14 protein-coding genes are annotated in these 15,755 nt (G+C 66.2%); 2 read left to right on the top strand and 12 right to left on the bottom strand.

The window, feature by feature from the left end; genetic code table 11:
* Positions 1–178: 178 nt before the first annotated feature.
* The 9 genes from CLU86_RS06995 to CLU86_RS06955 all read right to left on the bottom strand — a co-directional run bounded on the left by CLU86_RS06995 (position 179) and on the right by CLU86_RS06955 (position 10,881).
* Positions 179–1,384 carry a peroxidase-related enzyme gene (locus tag CLU86_RS06995; RefSeq protein WP_099743370.1) on the bottom strand — a complete coding sequence of 402 codons (1,206 nt, stop codon included), beginning with the start codon at positions 1,382–1,384 and terminating at the stop codon, positions 179–181.
* A gap of 57 nt (positions 1,385–1,441) precedes the next feature.
* Positions 1,442–2,761 (bottom strand): acyl-CoA thioesterase/bile acid-CoA:amino acid N-acyltransferase family protein, encoded by a 1,320-nt coding sequence (locus tag CLU86_RS06990; protein ID WP_099741106.1) that lies wholly within the window; start codon positions 2,759–2,761, stop codon positions 1,442–1,444.
* A 40-nt stretch (positions 2,762–2,801) separates the two neighbouring features.
* Positions 2,802–4,370, bottom strand: coding sequence for an ABC transporter substrate-binding protein (locus CLU86_RS06985; RefSeq protein ID WP_099743369.1), 1,569 nt, complete (start codon positions 4,368–4,370; stop codon positions 2,802–2,804).
* A gap of 64 nt (positions 4,371–4,434) precedes the next feature.
* Positions 4,435–5,445, bottom strand: coding sequence for an ABC transporter ATP-binding protein (locus CLU86_RS06980; RefSeq protein ID WP_099741105.1), 1,011 nt, complete (start codon positions 5,443–5,445; stop codon positions 4,435–4,437).
* Complete coding sequence (locus CLU86_RS06975) at positions 5,442–6,461, bottom strand: ABC transporter ATP-binding protein (RefSeq protein WP_099741104.1); 1,020 nt, start codon at positions 6,459–6,461, stop codon at positions 5,442–5,444. The genes CLU86_RS06980 and CLU86_RS06975 overlap by 4 nt, the downstream gene beginning before the upstream one ends.
* Positions 6,458–7,366, bottom strand: coding sequence for an ABC transporter permease (locus CLU86_RS06970; protein WP_099741103.1), 909 nt, complete (start codon positions 7,364–7,366; stop codon positions 6,458–6,460). Before CLU86_RS06970 ends, CLU86_RS06975 begins: the two co-directional genes overlap by 4 nt.
* Complete coding sequence (locus CLU86_RS06965) at positions 7,363–8,340, bottom strand: ABC transporter permease (RefSeq protein ID WP_099741102.1); 978 nt, start codon at positions 8,338–8,340, stop codon at positions 7,363–7,365. The genes CLU86_RS06970 and CLU86_RS06965 overlap by 4 nt, the downstream gene beginning before the upstream one ends.
* The gene (locus CLU86_RS06960; RefSeq protein ID WP_099741101.1) at positions 8,337–9,881 is read right to left on the bottom strand and encodes an NAD(P)/FAD-dependent oxidoreductase; all 1,545 of its coding nucleotides are present in this window, start codon (positions 9,879–9,881) and stop codon (positions 8,337–8,339) included. The genes CLU86_RS06965 and CLU86_RS06960 overlap by 4 nt, the downstream gene beginning before the upstream one ends.
* Before the next feature lie 13 nt (positions 9,882–9,894).
* Entirely contained in the window at positions 9,895–10,881 is a 987-nt protein-coding gene (locus CLU86_RS06955; protein ID WP_099741100.1) for a LysR family transcriptional regulator, read from the bottom strand.
* Between the two features lie 162 nt (positions 10,882–11,043).
* Between CLU86_RS06955 and CLU86_RS06950 the strand changes: the two genes are divergently transcribed.
* Entirely contained in the window at positions 11,044–11,640 is a 597-nt protein-coding gene (locus tag CLU86_RS06950) for a YigZ family protein (protein WP_099743368.1), read from the top strand.
* An 80-nt stretch (positions 11,641–11,720) separates the two neighbouring features.
* The gene (locus CLU86_RS06945; protein WP_099655390.1) at positions 11,721–11,936 is read left to right on the top strand and encodes a YjfB family protein; all 216 of its coding nucleotides are present in this window, start codon (positions 11,721–11,723) and stop codon (positions 11,934–11,936) included.
* Positions 11,937–12,016: 80 nt separating this feature from the next.
* On the opposite strand, the gene CLU86_RS06940 is transcribed toward CLU86_RS06945, so the two are convergent.
* From CLU86_RS06940 to CLU86_RS06930, 3 genes are read right to left on the bottom strand one after another with little or no spacing between them, the layout of a single operon-like run.
* The gene (locus CLU86_RS06940) at positions 12,017–13,165 is read right to left on the bottom strand and encodes an FAD-binding oxidoreductase (RefSeq protein ID WP_099741099.1); all 1,149 of its coding nucleotides are present in this window, start codon (positions 13,163–13,165) and stop codon (positions 12,017–12,019) included.
* A gap of 14 nt (positions 13,166–13,179) precedes the next feature.
* Positions 13,180–14,736, bottom strand: coding sequence for an amidase (locus CLU86_RS06935; protein ID WP_099743367.1), 1,557 nt, complete (start codon positions 14,734–14,736; stop codon positions 13,180–13,182).
* Positions 14,737–14,755: 19 nt separating this feature from the next.
* Positions 14,756–15,739 carry a tripartite tricarboxylate transporter substrate binding protein gene (locus CLU86_RS06930; RefSeq protein ID WP_099658619.1) on the bottom strand — a complete coding sequence of 328 codons (984 nt, stop codon included), beginning with the start codon at positions 15,737–15,739 and terminating at the stop codon, positions 14,756–14,758.
* Between the last annotated feature and the right edge of the window lie 16 nt (positions 15,740–15,755).

Here is a 15,755-nt window from a genome sequence, read left to right as displayed (position 1 = left end):
ATCACCCAAATGCGTTAGCTCAGCCTGTGTAGCGTTCACGCCAATGCACACCTGCCGCCACCTCTTAGAGTGGCTAACAAAACTCAGCGTAGCGGCCCTGGCTAGGCGTTTCGCCGCAGGCAGTACAAGTAGTACGACAAGGCGAGACAACGACGCCAGGGAGTTTTGTTAGCCGCTCTTAGCCGCCGGGCACCACCGCCTCGCCCAGGTTCAGCATCAGCCGGTTGGCCCAGGCAAAGATGGCCACGGCGTGGATGAGGTCCAGCACCTCCAGCGCCGACAAGCCAGCCGCCTGCACAGCTTGCAGCTGGGCTGCGCCGAACTGGCCGGGGTTCAGCGTGAGGTCGATCGATGCCTGCACGATGGCGCGCTCGCGGGCGTTGGTGCCTGCACCGTGGGGATCGGTGAACACCTGGTAGATCACATCGTTGCGCTTGGCCAGTTGCTCAAACCGCTGGGCGTGGACGGAGGCGCAATACACGCAGCCGTTGATGCGCGAGACCACGGCGCTGGCCAGCTCGCGCTCGGCCCGCGAGAGCCCACCGGGCGCGTACATGATGGCGTTGAAGGCCACCGAGCGCTCTTGCAGGATGCGCGGCTGGTGCACCAGCGTGAGGTAGTAGTCCGATGTCTTGGCGGCCGGGTGGCTGGCCTCTAGCACCGCCAGCTGCTCGGGCGAAGCCTGCTCCAGCGCCAGCACGGGCAGCCAGGCCTTCCAACCCAGGGTCTCGCTGGTGTAGCCGTTCACGCGCACGGGCTCGCCGGGCTTGGGCAGATGGGCGGGGTGCACAAAGGGGGCTTCAGCGGCCGCCGGCGCCGTCTGCGCTGCCTCACCGCCAACGGGCAAGGCAGCCAGCGCCTGCAGGCCCGCCACCACGCGCACCTGGTAGGCCACAAACGCGATGAGCTGCGCCAGCGCGACCACCTCGGGGGTGCTCAGGCCTGCGGCGGGCAGGCGCAGCAGCGCCGCCTTGTCGCCCTCCACCGGGCGCAGGGCCAGGGTGCGGGCAAAGGTCAGGATGGCATGCAGCCGCGTGTCTGCCTGCACGCCATCCTGGGGCTGCCCCTCCAGCGCAGCCTGCTGCGCAGGCGTGAGCGGTGCCGTAGCCGCCAGCGTTTGCAGTTGCGCGCGGTAGTGCGCCACCAGCACCGCACTGCCCGAGAGCTCGGCAATGCTCAGCGCCACCAGCAGCCGCTCGGCCAGGCTGGGGCCCGGTAGCGCCGCATCGAACAGCCCGTCGTAACTGCCCTGCGTGGCCACCACCACTTTGTCGCGCTGGTGCCGCACGGCCAGGGTGGCGTGGCCTGCGGGCCATTGCAGCAAGCGGTCGATCACGTCCTCAGAAGTCTGTGCTGGAGTGGATAAAGGGACAGGGGTGGACATGGGTTCGATCTCCAAAATCAATCAAAAAATTCAAACAAAATCAGGCCCCAGCGCAAATCAGACGCCGAAAGATTGCTTCAAAAACGAGAGCACCCCAGCCCACGACTGCTGGTCGGCCCGAGCATTGGGCCCGGGCGAGCCGCCCGTGGTGCTGAGCCGCCCCGACACCGGATGGGCGTACACCAGCTGCGTGGTGGGCACAAACGGGAACAGGATGGAGTGCCCTGCCCCCTCAAAGTCCAGGTGCTGCACGGCATGGGGGTGCCCGTGGCGGGCCAGCCGGTCAGCCACCATGCGGCTGTACAGGCTCGATGGCCAAGAACCGTCGTCGCTGGCCGACAGCAGCAGCACCGGGCCTGCAATGCGTTCCACCGCGATGGCAGCACGCTCCACCGCATCGGCATCCTGCAGCGCCGTGAGCAAGGCGTTGGCATGGCGGCGCGGCTCAGGGCCTTCGTCCCATGGCTGCCAGGTGGCCGTGCGGTTGGCTTGCCACAGATGCGGCAGGGGCTGGCCCCGGTACAGCCAGGCGGGGCCGTTGCGGCTGTCGGGCCCCAGGGCCGGGTCGCAGGCGTTTTGTGCGCTGTGCACCACCGCGCCGGGCACGTAGGCAATGACGGCAGACACCCATTGCGGAAACATCGATCCCAGCAGCAGCACCAGCTCGCCACCGCGCGACTGCCCGCTGAGCGCCACCTGCCCCCGGTGGGGTTGCAGATGCCTATGCACCCATTGCAGGGCGTTTTCAAAATACTCCAGCGGTGTGTTGGAGATGTAGTCGGGCAAGCCCGGCGCCTTGAAGTAGCCCAGCGCCATGGCTGCGTAGCCGTGCGATGCATACAGCGCAGCACGCGGCTCGTTGAGCCCGCCCCCCGATCCGTTGAGCACCACGATCACTGGCGGCGCTAGGCCATCCACACGCGGTGCGGGGGTGAACAACGTGGCCACCAAGCCGTCCTCGCGCACCTCGCGCCGCGTCACGCCCTCGCCTGCCAGCAGTTGCACCAGGTCAGCTTCAGCGATTGAGCCTGCGCCAGCGCCTTGGCGTGTGGCGCTGATGGTGGTGGTCAGTGCAGCCGAGGGCTCGGTGGCAAACAGCTCGCGCGGGGCGCGGCCCCCCTCTGGCACTTGCGACCACACCAGCCCCATGGGCGATACGCCCTCGTAGCTGCCTTCCACAGGCGCATCGCGCTGCAGGTCTACCTGGCCCTGCGCATCGGCCACAAAGTCGGCCTGGGCGCGCCAGTGCACGCCCGGGCCGCGCACCGTGGTGCTGTGCAGGGTGATGCGCTCGCCGGGCGCCAGGCCCTGCACGGTGATGCGGCGCGGCACGTCGATCAAGGCGTGCCGCGGCGTGATGGTGAGCAAAGCCGTCATACGGGGTGCCGCCTTGGTGCTGTTCTGTGATGTGGGCCGATTACTTGGCCGCGCGCGTGACCTGCAGCGCCGTGGTGCGGTCGCTCAGCAGCGGGGTAACCTTCAGGCCCTTTTTGGCGGCCCAGATGTTTTGGTAGTGGAACAACGGGATGTGGCCCACGTCGTCCGTCACCAGCTTGGCCGCGTGGCGGAAAATGGCGGAGCGGCGGTCGGCCGAGAATTCCACCGTGGCAGCATCCAGCGCCTTGTCCACCGATTCATTGCTGTAACGCCCCCAGTTGTTGGCGCCCCGGCCGCGTTTGGCGTCGGTGGTGGCCAGGGTTTGCAGCAGGCCATAGCCTGCCTCGCCCGTACCATTGCCCCAGGCGATCACGCTCACGGCGTAGTCGTTTTTGTTGGCGCGGCTGGAGTACGCGGCCCATGGCACCACCTCCACCTTGGTCTTCACGCCCACACGGCTCCAGAACTGGGCCACAGCTTGCACTGTTTCAGGCGCCTGGGGGTAGCGGTCGCCGGGCACGTGGATGGTGATCTGAAAGCCCTGGGCCAACCCCGCATCGGCCAGCAGCTTCTTGGCCTGCTCGGGGTTGTAGGCAATGTCTTTGACCTCGGGGTTGTAGCCAAAGCTGCCCTTGGGCATCCACTGGTTGGCTTCGGTCACGGTGCCTTGCAGCACGCGGTCGGCCAACGCCTTGCGGTTGATGGCCACCGACAGGGCCTGGCGCACACGCTGGTCGCGCAGCGGGTTCTCGGCCAGTGGCTTGCCCGCGTTGTCGGTGATGAATTCGTTGGCACCGGGCTTGAAGCTGGGCTGCAGCAGCAGCACGCGCAGGCCGGGGTAGGTGTACACGCTCACGGTGGGCGTCTTGCGCAGCTTCTCCACATCGGTCACGGCCACCTTGTCGATCACGTCCACATCGCCCGCCAGAAGTGCGGCAGTTCGGGCGGCACCGTTGTTGATGAAGCGGTAGGTGACCTTCTCCCACTCGGGCTTGGGGCCGTAGTAGCCAGGGTTGCGCTCAAACACGGTGCGGTCGCCCGGCGTGAACGAGACAAACTTGTATGGGCCTGTGCCCACCACAGCGCGGCCTGCGTTGTAGTCCTCGGTCTTGCTCTTCTCGCCCACATGCTTGCTCACGATGTAGATGGAGGCAATCTCCAGCGGCAGCATGGGGTTGGGGGTGTTGGTCTTGACGATGACCGTGTGGGCGTCTTTGGCGGTGACGGATTCCACCGTGCGCAGCGCACCGGCATACGACGCGACGGAGCCCGGCACGTTGCGCGCCCGGGTGAACGAATACACGATGTCGTCGGCCGAGAAGGCCTTGCCGTCTTGCCACTGGATGTCGCTGCGCAGCTTGAACTCCCAGGTCTTTTCATCGAGCGATTTCCAGCTCGAAGCCAGTGCGGGCTCCAGCTTGCCGCCGTCGCGCGAGTTAATGATCGAATCCCAGAAGTGCAGCGCCAACGAGCGGTCGCCCGCATGGTTGTTTAGCTGCGGGTCCACCGACGAGATGGGGTCGGCAAAGGCGATGGACAGGTTCTGGGCCTGGGCGCTGACGGCCAGCAAGGCGGCCGCAGCGATCACGGCAAGACGGAATGGGGTCATGGGGACAATCTCCGGTTGAATGCGGTCAAGGGCGAAAACGGTGTGGAAGCGGTTTGAAAAATGCTCAGGCGCCGTCATTGAGGTGGCAAGCGCTGGCGTGCTGGATGGCAATGCCGCGCAGCGTGGGCACCTCGGTGGCGCAGCGCGGCATGGCCTGCGGGCAGCGCGGATGAAAGTGGCAGCCCGAGGGCGGGTGGATGGGGCTGGGAATCTCGCCCCGAATCGCGCCAAAGTGCGTGCCCCGGTTGCCAATGCGCGGGATTTCTGCCAGCAGGGCACGGGTGTAGGGGTGGTTGGGGCGGGCAAACAGCTCTTCGACCGGCGCGGTTTCCACCACGCGGCCCAGGTACATCACGACCACCCGGTCGCACAGGTGCTCGATCACGCCCAGGTCATGGCTGATGAACAGGTAGGCCAGGCCCAACTGGTCGCGCAGGTCCATGAACAGGTTCAGGATTTGCGCCTGAATGGACACGTCGAGTGCTGCTACGGCCTCGTCGCATACCAGCAGCGTGGGCTGCACCGCCAGCGCCCGGGCAATGCCAATGCGCTGGCGCTGGCCGCCGCTGAACTGGTGCGGGTAGCGAAAGCGCAGCGATGGGTCCAGCCCCGCACGTGCAAGCTGGGCGCACACGTAGTCGTCCTCGCCCGCTGCATCGGTCAGGCCGTGCAGCCGGGCGGCCTCGCCCACTATGCGCGCCACGCGCAGGCGGGGGTTCAGGCTGCCAAACGGGTCTTGAAACACCATTTGCGTGGCCAGGCGCGCCGCGGTGCGCTCTGGCCCTTGCAGGCTATGCAGCGCACGGCCTTGGGCCAGCACCTCGCCCTCGGTGGGCTGCAGCAGGCCTACGGCAATGCGCCCCAGGGTGGACTTGCCACAGCCGGACTCGCCCACGAGCCCCACGACTTCGCCAGGGTTTACTTGCAGGTCCACACCGTCTACCGCGTGCGTCACCACGGGTGCCTTCGCCAGACCCAGGCGCTGCAGGGCCTGGCTCACCGGGCCTTTAGGCGCCTGCTTGCCAAAACGCTGCGCGACGCCGCGCAGCTCAATCAAAGGGGTGGTTGCGTTCATGCGGCCTCCGCCAATGGGGACGCCGTGCCAGCGCCGGGGTGAAAGCAACGCACACGGTGCGTGCCAGCATCGCCCTGGCCCGCTGCCGACGCCACCGCCAACAACTCTGGCTTTTGGCCACAAGCCGCGCTGGCCCGGTCGCACCGGGGGGCAAAGGCGCAGCCTGCGGGCATGTTCAGTAATTGGGGCGCCATGCCCGGGATTTGCCGCAGCCGCGCGCCGCGCCGGTTGGCGCTGGGCAGGCTGCCAATCAGGCCCTGGGTGTAGGGGTGTTGGGGGTGGTCCAGCACCTGGTCCACCGTGCCCTGCTCCACGATGCGGCCGGCGTACATGACGGCAATCTCGTCTGCCAGCCCGGCCACCACCGACAGGTCGTGGCTGATCCAGATCAGCGAGGTGCCGCGCTCGCGCACCAGTTTTTGCACCTCAGACAGTATCTGGGCCTGGATGGTCACGTCCAGCGCCGTGGTGGGTTCGTCGGCAATGATGAGGTCGGGCCCATGCAGCATGGCAATGGCAATGGCCACGCGCTGGCGCATGCCGCCCGAGAGCTGGTGCGGGTAGGCCAGCAGCCGCTCGTGCGGACTGGGGATGCCCATGAGCGCCAGCGTCTGTGCGGCCTGCTCACGCGCCTGGGCTTTGGACACCTTGCGGTGTGCCAGCACCGTCTCCATCATCTGCACGTCAATGCGCAGCACGGGGTTGAGGGTGGCCATGGGGTCCTGAAAGATCATGGCCATGCGGTTGCCGCGCAGCGCACGGCGCTCGGCCTCGCTCAGCTGGGTAGTGTCTTGCCCGTTCAGCAGTACCTGCCCACCCTCGATGCGCCCCGGCGCATCGACCAGGCCCATGATGGAAAAACCGGTGACCGACTTGCCAGAGCCCGACTCCCCCACCAGGCCCAGCACCTTGCCGCGCCCAATGACAAACGACACGCCATCGACCACCGGCAGCACCCCTGCGCGGGTGTGGAAGCGGGTGACCAGATTGCGCACTTCAAGAAGAGAGTCGGTCATTTTTCTAGCCTTGGGTTCAGCACATCGCGCAATTGGTCACCCACCAGATTGATGGCCACGATGGTGCCCAGCAGCGCCAGGCCCGGGAAGAAGCTGATCCAGTACTCGTGGGACAGCAGATATTGGTAGCCGTTGGAGATAAGCAGCCCGAGCGATGGCTCGGTGATGGGCACGCCCAGACCCAGGAAGGACAGCGTGGCCTCCAGCGTGATGGCGCGTGCCACCTGCAGCGCACCAATGACCAGCAGCGGCGGCAGGCAGTTGGGCAGGATGTGCCCGGTGACAATGCGCCAGGGCCCAATGCCCTGCCCCCGAGCTGCTTCGACGTATTCGCGCCGCGCCTCCACCAGGGCCTGGCCCCGGGCGGTGCGGGCGTAGTAGGCCCATTCCAGCAGCACCAGCGTGAGCACCACGTTGCCAATGCCCTTGCCCATGTAGGCCAGGATCATCAACGCCATGAGGATGGTGGGAAACGACAGCAGCAAGTCCACCAACCGCATCAGCGCCGCATCGACCTTGCCTCCAGCGTAGGCGGCCAGCAGGCCCAACAGGGTGCCCAGCACCGCCGCAATCAGGGCCGATCCCACGCCCACCAGCAAGCTGATGCGCAGGCCGTAAATGATGGCCGAATACAGGTCACGCCCCTGCCCGTCGGTGCCCAGCACGTAGCGGTAGCCGCCCTCTGCACTGGTGCTGCCGGGGGGCAGGCGCGCGTCCATCACATCCAGCTGCATGAGGTCGTAGGGGTTTTGCGGCGTGATCCAGGGCGCGCACAGGGCGGCGATGGCCACCAGGGCCAGCACCACCAAGCCGCCAAGGGCCACGCGCGATTGCACAAAGTCCGTGCCCACGCGCCACCAGATCGAGCGGTCTCTGACCGCAGGGGTAGGTGTTGCCCCGCTCATGCTGCGCCCTCCAGCCGCACGCGCGGGTCAAGCAGGCGGTAGAGCACGTCCACCAGCAAATTGAGTGTCACAAAGATCACAACCACCACCATGAGATAAGCAACCACCACGGGGCGGTCCAGCGAATTGATGCTGTCCAAAATGAGCTTGCCCGCGCCCGGCCAGGCAAAGATGGACTCGGTGACCACTGCGTAAGCGATGGTCGATCCCAGCTCCAGGCCCAGCACCGTGACCAGTGGAATCAGCGTGTTGCGTAGCACATGCATGAGCACCACGCGCAGGGGCGAGAGGCCCTTGGCGCGCGCAAACTTCACAAAGTCTTGCGGCAGCACCTCACGCACCCCGGCGCGTGTGAGCCGCAGCACCAGCGAAATCTTGAACAGCGCCAGATTGAACGCGGGCAGCACCAGGTGCTGCAGCCCGTCCCACGTCAGCCAGGACCATTGCACGCCCAGCAGAGAGCGTGTCTCGCCCCGGCCACTGGCGGGCAGCCAGCCCAGTTGCACGCTGAACACCATGATGAGCATCAGCGCCACCCAAAACGCAGGCAACGAGAACCCCACAATGCTGCCCGCCATAAGCCCTTTGGACAGCGGATGCTCGGGCCGCATACCCGCCCACAGCCCCAGCGGCACACCCAGCACCACCGCCAGCAGCAAAGCGGCCACGGCCAGCTCTAGCGTGGCGGGCAAACGGTGCAGGATGAGACGCACAGCGTCTTCTTGGTAGACGAAACTCTTGCCTAGCTCACCACGCACGGCACCCTCGACAAACGCAAGGTATTGCTGCCACAGGGGCTTGTCCAGCCCCAGGCGGGCAATGGCCGCCAGGCGTTCGGCCTGGTTCATGTCGTCGCCCACCAGGATGTCCACCGGGTTGCCAATGGAGTGCAGGCCCACAAAGACGATCATCGTCATCACCCACACCACCAGCGCGGCCTGGGCCAAGCGGCGCAGCAGCCAGCCCAGCGTCATGCCTGTGCCACCGGTTCAGCCGCACCGGCTGGCACGGCTTCGTCGTAGGGCGGAAACTCAGCGGGTGTCCATTCCGTGCCGTCCAGCTCGGGCTCGGCATAGGCCTGCATGGCGCTGTAATGGGTTTGCACGTCCTGCGCCAGCAGGCCTGCCGCCAGCCCACGGGCCAGGCGCTGCGCACCATCGCTGATTTGCGGAATGTCGCCAGCGCCCGCGCCTTGCGACAACGCTGCGGCGTAGTTGAAGCAATGCACGCGCTCCAGCCCCGGCAAGGCCCCCGGCGTGCGCGGCTGGAACTCAAACACCGGCCCCAGGTCGGGCGAGCCCGCCAGCTCAGCATCGGGCACACCATCGGCTGGCGCGAACCGATCACCCCAGGTGCGCACATGGGGAGCCAGCCGCGCAAACTCAGGCCGCTGGCCCCAGTCGGTGCGAAAGCCGGTGCAGAAAATCACAAAGTCGGCGGCCAGTGGGCCTTTGCCGGTGTCGATGCGCAGCACGCCATCGCTGCGCTGCTGCACGCCGGTCACGGGGGTGTTCAGGTGGAAATGCGCGTTGGTATGGCGCGATACCCGCAGTGTGCTGCCATGGGGTGGCGGCACTTGCGAGATGTTGATGTACCGCCGAAAGCGCCACTTCCACTCGTCAGGCAGGGCCCAGAAGCCCTGGGACATGCCGGGGTTGCCTGCCCCCTTGCCTTTGTTGACGCGCGGCAGCTCGGCGCGGCGGATCAGCAAATCCACGCGTGCAGCGCCATGCTCCAGCGCCGTTGCGGCGGCGTCCATGGCCGACGAGCCACCGCCAATCACGGCCACACGCAGGCCGCGCAGTGCTTCCCCATCCCACTCGTGTGAGGAATGCACCCAGCGCTCACGCGGCACCTGGGTGGCCCAGTCGGGCAGCCAAGGGCCACCCAGGCCGTCGCGCCCGGTGGCCAGCACGGCATGGCGGGCCAGCACGGTGTAGGGCCGGGGCGCTGCGCCCGGGGTTTCGTCCCGCAGGCTCAGTTGCACCACGCCGTCGCCACGCGGTTGCACATCTTGCAAATGCTGGTGGTTGCGCACATCCAGGCCCAGCACCTGGCGGTACCAGCGCAGGTAGTCGGCCCATTGCAGGCGCGGAATTTTGTCGAGTGCTTGCCACTGCTCCAGGCCAAACTGGGCCTCGAACCAGGCGCGGAAGGTCAGCGCGGGCAGGCCCAGCGCAGGGCCCGTGAGCTCCTTGGGGCTGCGCAGGGTTTCCATGCGCGCCGTGGTGGCCCAAGGGCCCTCAAAGCCAACGGGTGCCTTGTCAAAAATGCGGGCTTGTACCCCCAGGTTGCGCAGCGAAGCGGCCAGCGCTAGCCCGCCCATGCCGCCGCCAACGATGGCCACGTCCAGCACCTCTTGCCCATCGACCGTGCGCGCAGGCACCCAGGGCTTGGCAGGCAGGCACAGCCACTGCAGGTCTTGGCGCAGGCGCGCCTCCAGGGCAGGCAAACCAAGGGCGTCGCCAGACACGGCGGTCGTGGCGGAGGGTTCAGAGGGGGACGGTAATGTCATAGGGTCGTCACAGTCAAAAGTTGTCGGTCAATTCAGGCGCCGCTGGCTTGCCTTGCAGCAGCCGCGCCTGCTCAGCAGCGCTGTGCTGCACAAAGCCCGGCACGGCCTGGGCGGCCAGCAGCAGCGCGTTGGCCAGCGCCTGCACGGGCTCGCTGACGGGGCGGCCCGCTGGCACCACCACGCCAAAGTCAAACGGTATGGACAAATCCAGCGGCCGCACCACCACCCCTTCGGCGGGCGCGCCCAGCGCGGTCAGCGGCTCCAGCACCGCCACGCCCAGCCCGGCGCGCACCAAGGCCTGGGCGTTGATGGAGGAGTTGGTTTCGATGAAGGGCTGCTGCAGCGCGGCATCTGCTGCGCCCGCAGCCTGGGGCCACACCGCGTTGAGCCGGTGGCGCAATCGGTAGGGGTTGCTCATGGTCACGATGCGGCGCTGCGCCAGGGCCGCCAGTGGCACCACGGGCAACGCGGCCAACGGGTCGCTGGCCGCAAGCACTGCCACGCAGGGCGCCTGGCCCAGCCATAACACCTGCAGGCCCTTGTGCTCCAAAGGCAGGCTGCTGGCGCCCAACTGCACCACGCCGTTGAGCACGTCTTGCACCACCTGTTCGGGCGCCGCCGAACGCAGGCGCACTGGCGTCACTCCGTTGCGGGCCTCCAGCGCCCGCAAGGCCTGCGGCATCAAGCCCACGGCCAGTGCCGAGGTGGCAGCCAGCACCAGGGGTTGCGCGGCACTGCCCCGCGCGATGTCTGCAGCGCGGGCACGGATGTGCCGCAAGCCCCCCAAGGCGCGCTCCACATCGCCATACAGCAGGTAGGCCTGCTCGGTGGGGGTGACACGGGGGCCACTGCGCACAAACAGGGCGTAGCCAATCTCCGCCTCCAGCTCTTGCACCAAACGCGTGATGGCGGGCTGAGAGCGGTCGAGCAAGCGGGCGGCGCCTGTCACGCTCCCGGAGGTCATCACAGCCGCGAAGGCTTCAAGTTGGCGAATTTCCATAGCACATGAATAAGATTTACGCATCATGATGCATCAAGCATGCCAAATACAAATACTAAAACCGCATGTGCATATGCGAAGAAATGCGCTGTAGTGTTCCGCCCGCCCGCCCGCAGCGGCACCAGCGGGGCAGGCGTGGTGGCGCTTTACACTCAGGCCCCCATGCCCCAGACCCTGGCCGCCCCGGCCCACAGCGAACTCATCATCAAGAAAAGCCGCTTCATCGGCTGCGTGCAGCCCATGCCTGACCGGGCCAGTGCGCAGGCTGTGGTGGATGCGCTATGGAAGCAACACCCCGGCGCGGCCCATGTGTGCTGGGCACTGTTGGCCGGCGGGCAGTCGGCTGCGGTAGACGATGGCGAGCCCAGCGGCACGGCCGGCCGCCCCATGCTGGACGTGATGCGCCACCAGGACCTGGAAGGTGTACTGGCCACCGTGGTGCGCTACTTTGGCGGCGTGAAGCTGGGCGCTGGAGGCCTGGTGCGGGCCTACACCGACTGCGTGGCCCAGGCGCTGCTGACCGCCCCCAAGGTGGTGCTACAGGCCATGGCCACACTCGAATGCAGCGTGCCCTATTCGCTAGAGGGGCTGCTGCGCCGCGAAATTGACGCGGCTGGGGCGGAGCTGCTGCGGGTGGACCACAGTTCACTGGTCACACTGCAGTGGAGGCTACCGAAAAGCCAGGCCGCAGCTTGCCAACAGCGCATCAATGACAGCGGCCAGGGCCGGGTGGGATGGATTGAAGCCCGCGAGATGTAACAACGCGCCAGCCCCCTCAAAAAGAGCTCAATACCGAGCACCTACCTGCCGATAACCAACCACTAACCCAAGGAATCACCATGGACGTGGCACTTACCAACAGCATTGTCAGCACCGCCACTTCGCTGGCCAGTGCCAAAACATCGGACGCATTGAACATGGTGGTGCTCAAGAAAGCACTGGACATTCAGGCGACATCGGCCAGCACCATGCTCAATGCCATGCAGCAATCGATGCCGCAGCCCGCCCTGGCCACCAGCGGCACACTGGGCACCCAGGTCAACACTTTTGCCTGAGCGCGCTGCGCCAAGCAAGGCGTAACCCCAAAAAGGGGCCACAGGCCCCTTCCCCCCACTCTTGGCACAGTGCCACAAGGCTAGCGCAGGCGCGTGGGTGACAGGCCTTCGACGGAGACACCTTCGCGGACCAGGCTGTCGGCCAGTGGCTCGGCGCGCAGCAGTTGCCGCGCTAGCAGCGATGCACCTGCGGCACTTTGAATGCCGTAGCCGCCCTGCCCGGCCAGCCAGAAAAATCCCGGGACATGGTTGTCCCAGCCAATCACCATGTCCCCATCAGGCACGAAAGAGCGCAACCCAGCCCAGGTGTGGGATGGGCGGCGGATCTGAAAGGTGGTTTTCTCTTCAATGTGGTAAATGCCTGTGGCCACATCCAATTCTTCAGACACCACATCGTGTGGATGGGTGGGGTCGGCGTTGGCGGGGGAGCCCAGCAGCTGTCCCGCATCGGGTTTGAAGTAAAAGCTCTCGTCCACGCTCACCACGGCGGGCCATTGGTGCGCATCCATGCCCTCGGGCACCGCAAAGGTGAAAGCGGTGCGCCTGCGCGGCTCCAGCCCAATGGGGGGCACGCCCGCAAGACCGGCCACCACATCGGCCCAAGCGCCCGCAGCATTGACGATGGTTTTGGCCTCCAAGACTCTGCCATCGGCCAGCGTGACTTGCCAAACATCGCCCTGGCGTTGCAAAGCTGTGACCTCTGCGTGGGTCAGCACCTGCCCGCCCCGCTGGCGCAGCCCCCGCAAGTAGCCCTGGTGCAGGGCGTGCACGTCAATGTCGGCGGCTTCGGGCTCGCTCATGCCTGCAGCCACTGCTTCGGGTTTGAGGCATGGCAGCTGGGCCAGCAAGGCCGCCTGTTCCACCCACTCTACATTGGGCGAGGCAGCCCGGGCCTCGTCATAGGTCTGGCGCAGCAAGTCCAGCTGGTCCGGCCCTGCCACGTACACCACCCCACGCGGCGAAAGGATGGGGTCGTCACCAAATTCCGGCGGTGGCGCATCGTAGAACGCGCGGCTGGCCCGGGTCAGCGCCTGGATGTTGGGCGTGCCGTAGGTGGCCATGTACAGGGCCGCTGAGCGCCCCGTCGTGTGGTAGCCAGGCTGGGATTCGCGCTCAAGCAACAGCACGCTCGCGCCCTGCCCCTCTTCTTGCACCAACTGCCAAGCCACCGACGCACCCGCAATACCTGCGCCGATGACGATGTAATCTGCCTTTTGTAGGGTTTGCATGGTCTACCCCCCAATCAAACCGCAGACACCAGCGCAGCCGAGGCCGCACGGTCGTCGCGGGGCAGGCTGCGCGCATCACGCGGGTCGGGTGCCCCTGTGGCTATAGAGGTCAATGCGGGTTCAACACGGGTGGCCCGCAGTTTGGCCAAATCGGGCCTGGGGCGAGCCAGCCCGGCAATGCCCTTGAAGGCTTTTTCTAGCGCGTGCCCCACGCCCAGCGTGTGCCGATCTGCACGAAAGCGGCCCACGATCTGCAAGCCAAACGGCATGCCCTGCGCATCCAGCCCGCAGGGCAGGCTCAGCGCGGGGTGCGTGGTCAGCGTAGTGACATAGGTCAGCGCCAGCCAGCGGTAGTAGTTGGCCTGTGGCTCGCCGTTGATGTGGCTGGCAAACAGTTGCGTCCAGGCAAATGGTGACACTGGCGTGGTGGGCGCTAGGATCGCGTCGTAGTGCTCATACAGCTTCTGAAACCGCGCCAGGATGCGCGTCTGCTCCGCCTGCGCCCAGGCGCTGTCCAGCAGCGTCATGGCCGCACCCATTTCGTAATTGGCGCGGGTGTTGGGGCCCAGGCTGGCAGGGTCGCGTTCGTAAGCATCCCGCGTGCTGGCCACAAAGGCTTCAGCGCGCAGCACATCAAAGCAGCGGTGCACGTCGCCCAGGTCCACGTCAATGGCATCGCAGCTCGCAAACAGGTGCTTCATGGCCTGCACTTTGTTGCGGAAGACGCTGCGGACGCCGTCGTCCACCGCACAGACACCAAAGTCCTCGGTGTAGGCCACGCGCAAGCGGCTCAAATCTACGGTTTCGGGCAGCAGGAAGCTGCTCGGGTCCAGCGGGTAGCTCAGCGGGTCGCCCGCCGACATGCCTGCTGTGGCGGCCAGTTGCAGGCAGGCTTCTTCCACCGTGCGGCCCATGGGGCCGACGACCGAGATGGGCGTCCAGCCCAGCAGCTTGCGCGAGCTGGGCACCACACCCGGCGAGGGCCTGAACCCCACCACGCCGCAGATGGATGCGGGAATGCGCAGCGAGCCGCCTGTGTCGGACCCTGTGCACACGGGCAACATGTCGCAGGCCAGCGCAGCCGCAGAGCCGCCCGACGAGCCGCCTGCGTTCAAATTGGGGTTGAAAGGGTTGCCCGTGGCCCCCCACACCGTGTTGCGCGAATTGGCACCCGCTCCCATTTCAGGAATGTTGGTCTTGCCTGCCACGATGGCGCCCGCCGCACGCAGGCGGGCCACCAGCACGTTGTCCTGCGCGGGGATATGGTCGCGGTAAATCTCCGAGCCGTAGGTGGTCAGCAGGCCAGCCGTGGCTTCAAGGTCCTTCACGCCCAACGGCAAGCCGTGCAACAAGCCCAGTGGTTCGCCGCGCAGCACCGCTTGCTCAGCCGCCTTGGCTTCGGTGCGGGCACGGTCGTAGCAAGTGGCCGTGATCGCGTTGATGTGGGGGTTGATCGCCTCGATGCGCTCGATGCAGGCCTCCAGCAATTCAACGGGCGACACCTCGCGGGTGCCGATGCGCTCGCGCAATTCGTTCGCGGTTAGCTCAACCAAAGGGCTGTGTGTGGTCATGTCAGGCGTGTCGCTTTCTTCAGTCTGCTGTGATGCTGGCACGCTGGGCAATGGCGCGCATCAAGGGCAGCTCTTTGTCAATCAATTCGCCGAGGGCTCTGGACGAGCCATAGGCGGGCTCAAAGCCCATGCTCAGGAGCTTATCGCGGGTTTCCGGGTCAGACACCACCTGTGCCAGCGTCAGCTCCAGGCGCGACTTGACAGCTGGTGGCAGGCCACGCGGCGCCACCACGGCCAGCCACGTGTCCATGTCCAGGCCGGGATAGCCGCTCTCCGCCAGCGTAGGTACCTTAGGCAGCAAGGAAGTGCGCTTGGCGGTGGTGACGGCAATAGCTTTGACCTTGCCGTCCTTGAGGTGCGGCAAGGCGGCTGAGACCGTGTCCACGGTGAAGGGAATTTGCCCGCCAATCAAATCCGTCATGGCTGGGGCACTGCCCTTGTAGGGAACATGCTGGATCTTCACGCCCGCAGCGTGGAAGAACATTTCACCCGCGAACTGCGAGGTGGTGCCCGCGCCAAACGAACCATAGGAGTACTTTTCAGGCGCGGCCTTGAGCGCTGCCACAAACTGCTTCACGTCGGCCACCGGCACATCTTTGTTGGCCAGCAGGATCAGGCCTGTGCGGCCGGTGATGCCGATGGGCTCAAAGCTCTTGACAGGGTCGTAAGGCAGCTTGGGGCGCACCGCAGGGTTCACCGTGAAGGTGGTGCCCGAGCTGATCAGCAGCGTGTAGCCGTCCGGGGCCGCCTTGGCCACATAGGCGGCGCCAATGGTGGTGCCACCGCCGCCTTTGTTGTCTACCACCACGTTCTGGCCCAGCTTGTCGCCCAGCTTCTTGGCAATCACACGGCCCAGCACATCGGTGGCACCGCCTGCAGGAAAGGGCACCACCAGCGTGATGGGTTTGGTGGGGTAGTTGCCCTCTTGCGCCATGGCGGGGGCCCATGCTGCAGCCCCCATGGCACACATCATGGCGGACAAAAGCAGCTTCTTGCGGTTCATGGCGTTCTCTCCAAAG

The organism is Acidovorax sp. 62, from assembly GCF_002754495.1.
GTDB lineage: Bacteria > Pseudomonadota > Gammaproteobacteria > Burkholderiales > Burkholderiaceae_C > Acidovorax.
Note: the sequence above shows the minus strand (reverse complement) of the source record. Positions and strands in the feature narration are given on the sequence as shown.

Coding starts and splice junctions, on each gene's coding strand:
- CLU86_RS06995 (WP_099743370.1), bottom strand. CDS start 1,384: ATGTCCACCCCTGTCCCTTTATCCACTCCAGCACAGACTTCTGAGGAC.
- CLU86_RS06990 (WP_099741106.1), bottom strand. CDS start 2,761: ATGACGGCTTTGCTCACCATCACGCCGCGGCACGCCTTGATCGACGTG.
- CLU86_RS06985 (WP_099743369.1), bottom strand. CDS start 4,370: ATGACCCCATTCCGTCTTGCCGTGATCGCTGCGGCCGCCTTGCTGGCC.
- CLU86_RS06980 (WP_099741105.1), bottom strand. CDS start 5,445: ATGAACGCAACCACCCCTTTGATTGAGCTGCGCGGCGTCGCGCAGCGT.
- CLU86_RS06975 (WP_099741104.1), bottom strand. CDS start 6,461: ATGACCGACTCTCTTCTTGAAGTGCGCAATCTGGTCACCCGCTTCCAC.
- CLU86_RS06970 (WP_099741103.1), bottom strand. CDS start 7,366: ATGAGCGGGGCAACACCTACCCCTGCGGTCAGAGACCGCTCGATCTGG.
- CLU86_RS06965 (WP_099741102.1), bottom strand. CDS start 8,340: ATGACGCTGGGCTGGCTGCTGCGCCGCTTGGCCCAGGCCGCGCTGGTG.
- CLU86_RS06960 (WP_099741101.1), bottom strand. CDS start 9,881: ATGACATTACCGTCCCCCTCTGAACCCTCCGCCACGACCGCCGTGTCT.
- CLU86_RS06955 (WP_099741100.1), bottom strand. CDS start 10,881: ATGGAAATTCGCCAACTTGAAGCCTTCGCGGCTGTGATGACCTCCGGG.
- CLU86_RS06950 (WP_099743368.1), top strand. CDS start 11,044: ATGCCCCAGACCCTGGCCGCCCCGGCCCACAGCGAACTCATCATCAAG.
- CLU86_RS06945 (WP_099655390.1), top strand. CDS start 11,721: ATGGACGTGGCACTTACCAACAGCATTGTCAGCACCGCCACTTCGCTG.
- CLU86_RS06940 (WP_099741099.1), bottom strand. CDS start 13,165: ATGCAAACCCTACAAAAGGCAGATTACATCGTCATCGGCGCAGGTATT.
- CLU86_RS06935 (WP_099743367.1), bottom strand. CDS start 14,736: ATGACCACACACAGCCCTTTGGTTGAGCTAACCGCGAACGAATTGCGC.
- CLU86_RS06930 (WP_099658619.1), bottom strand. CDS start 15,739: ATGAACCGCAAGAAGCTGCTTTTGTCCGCCATGATGTGTGCCATGGGG.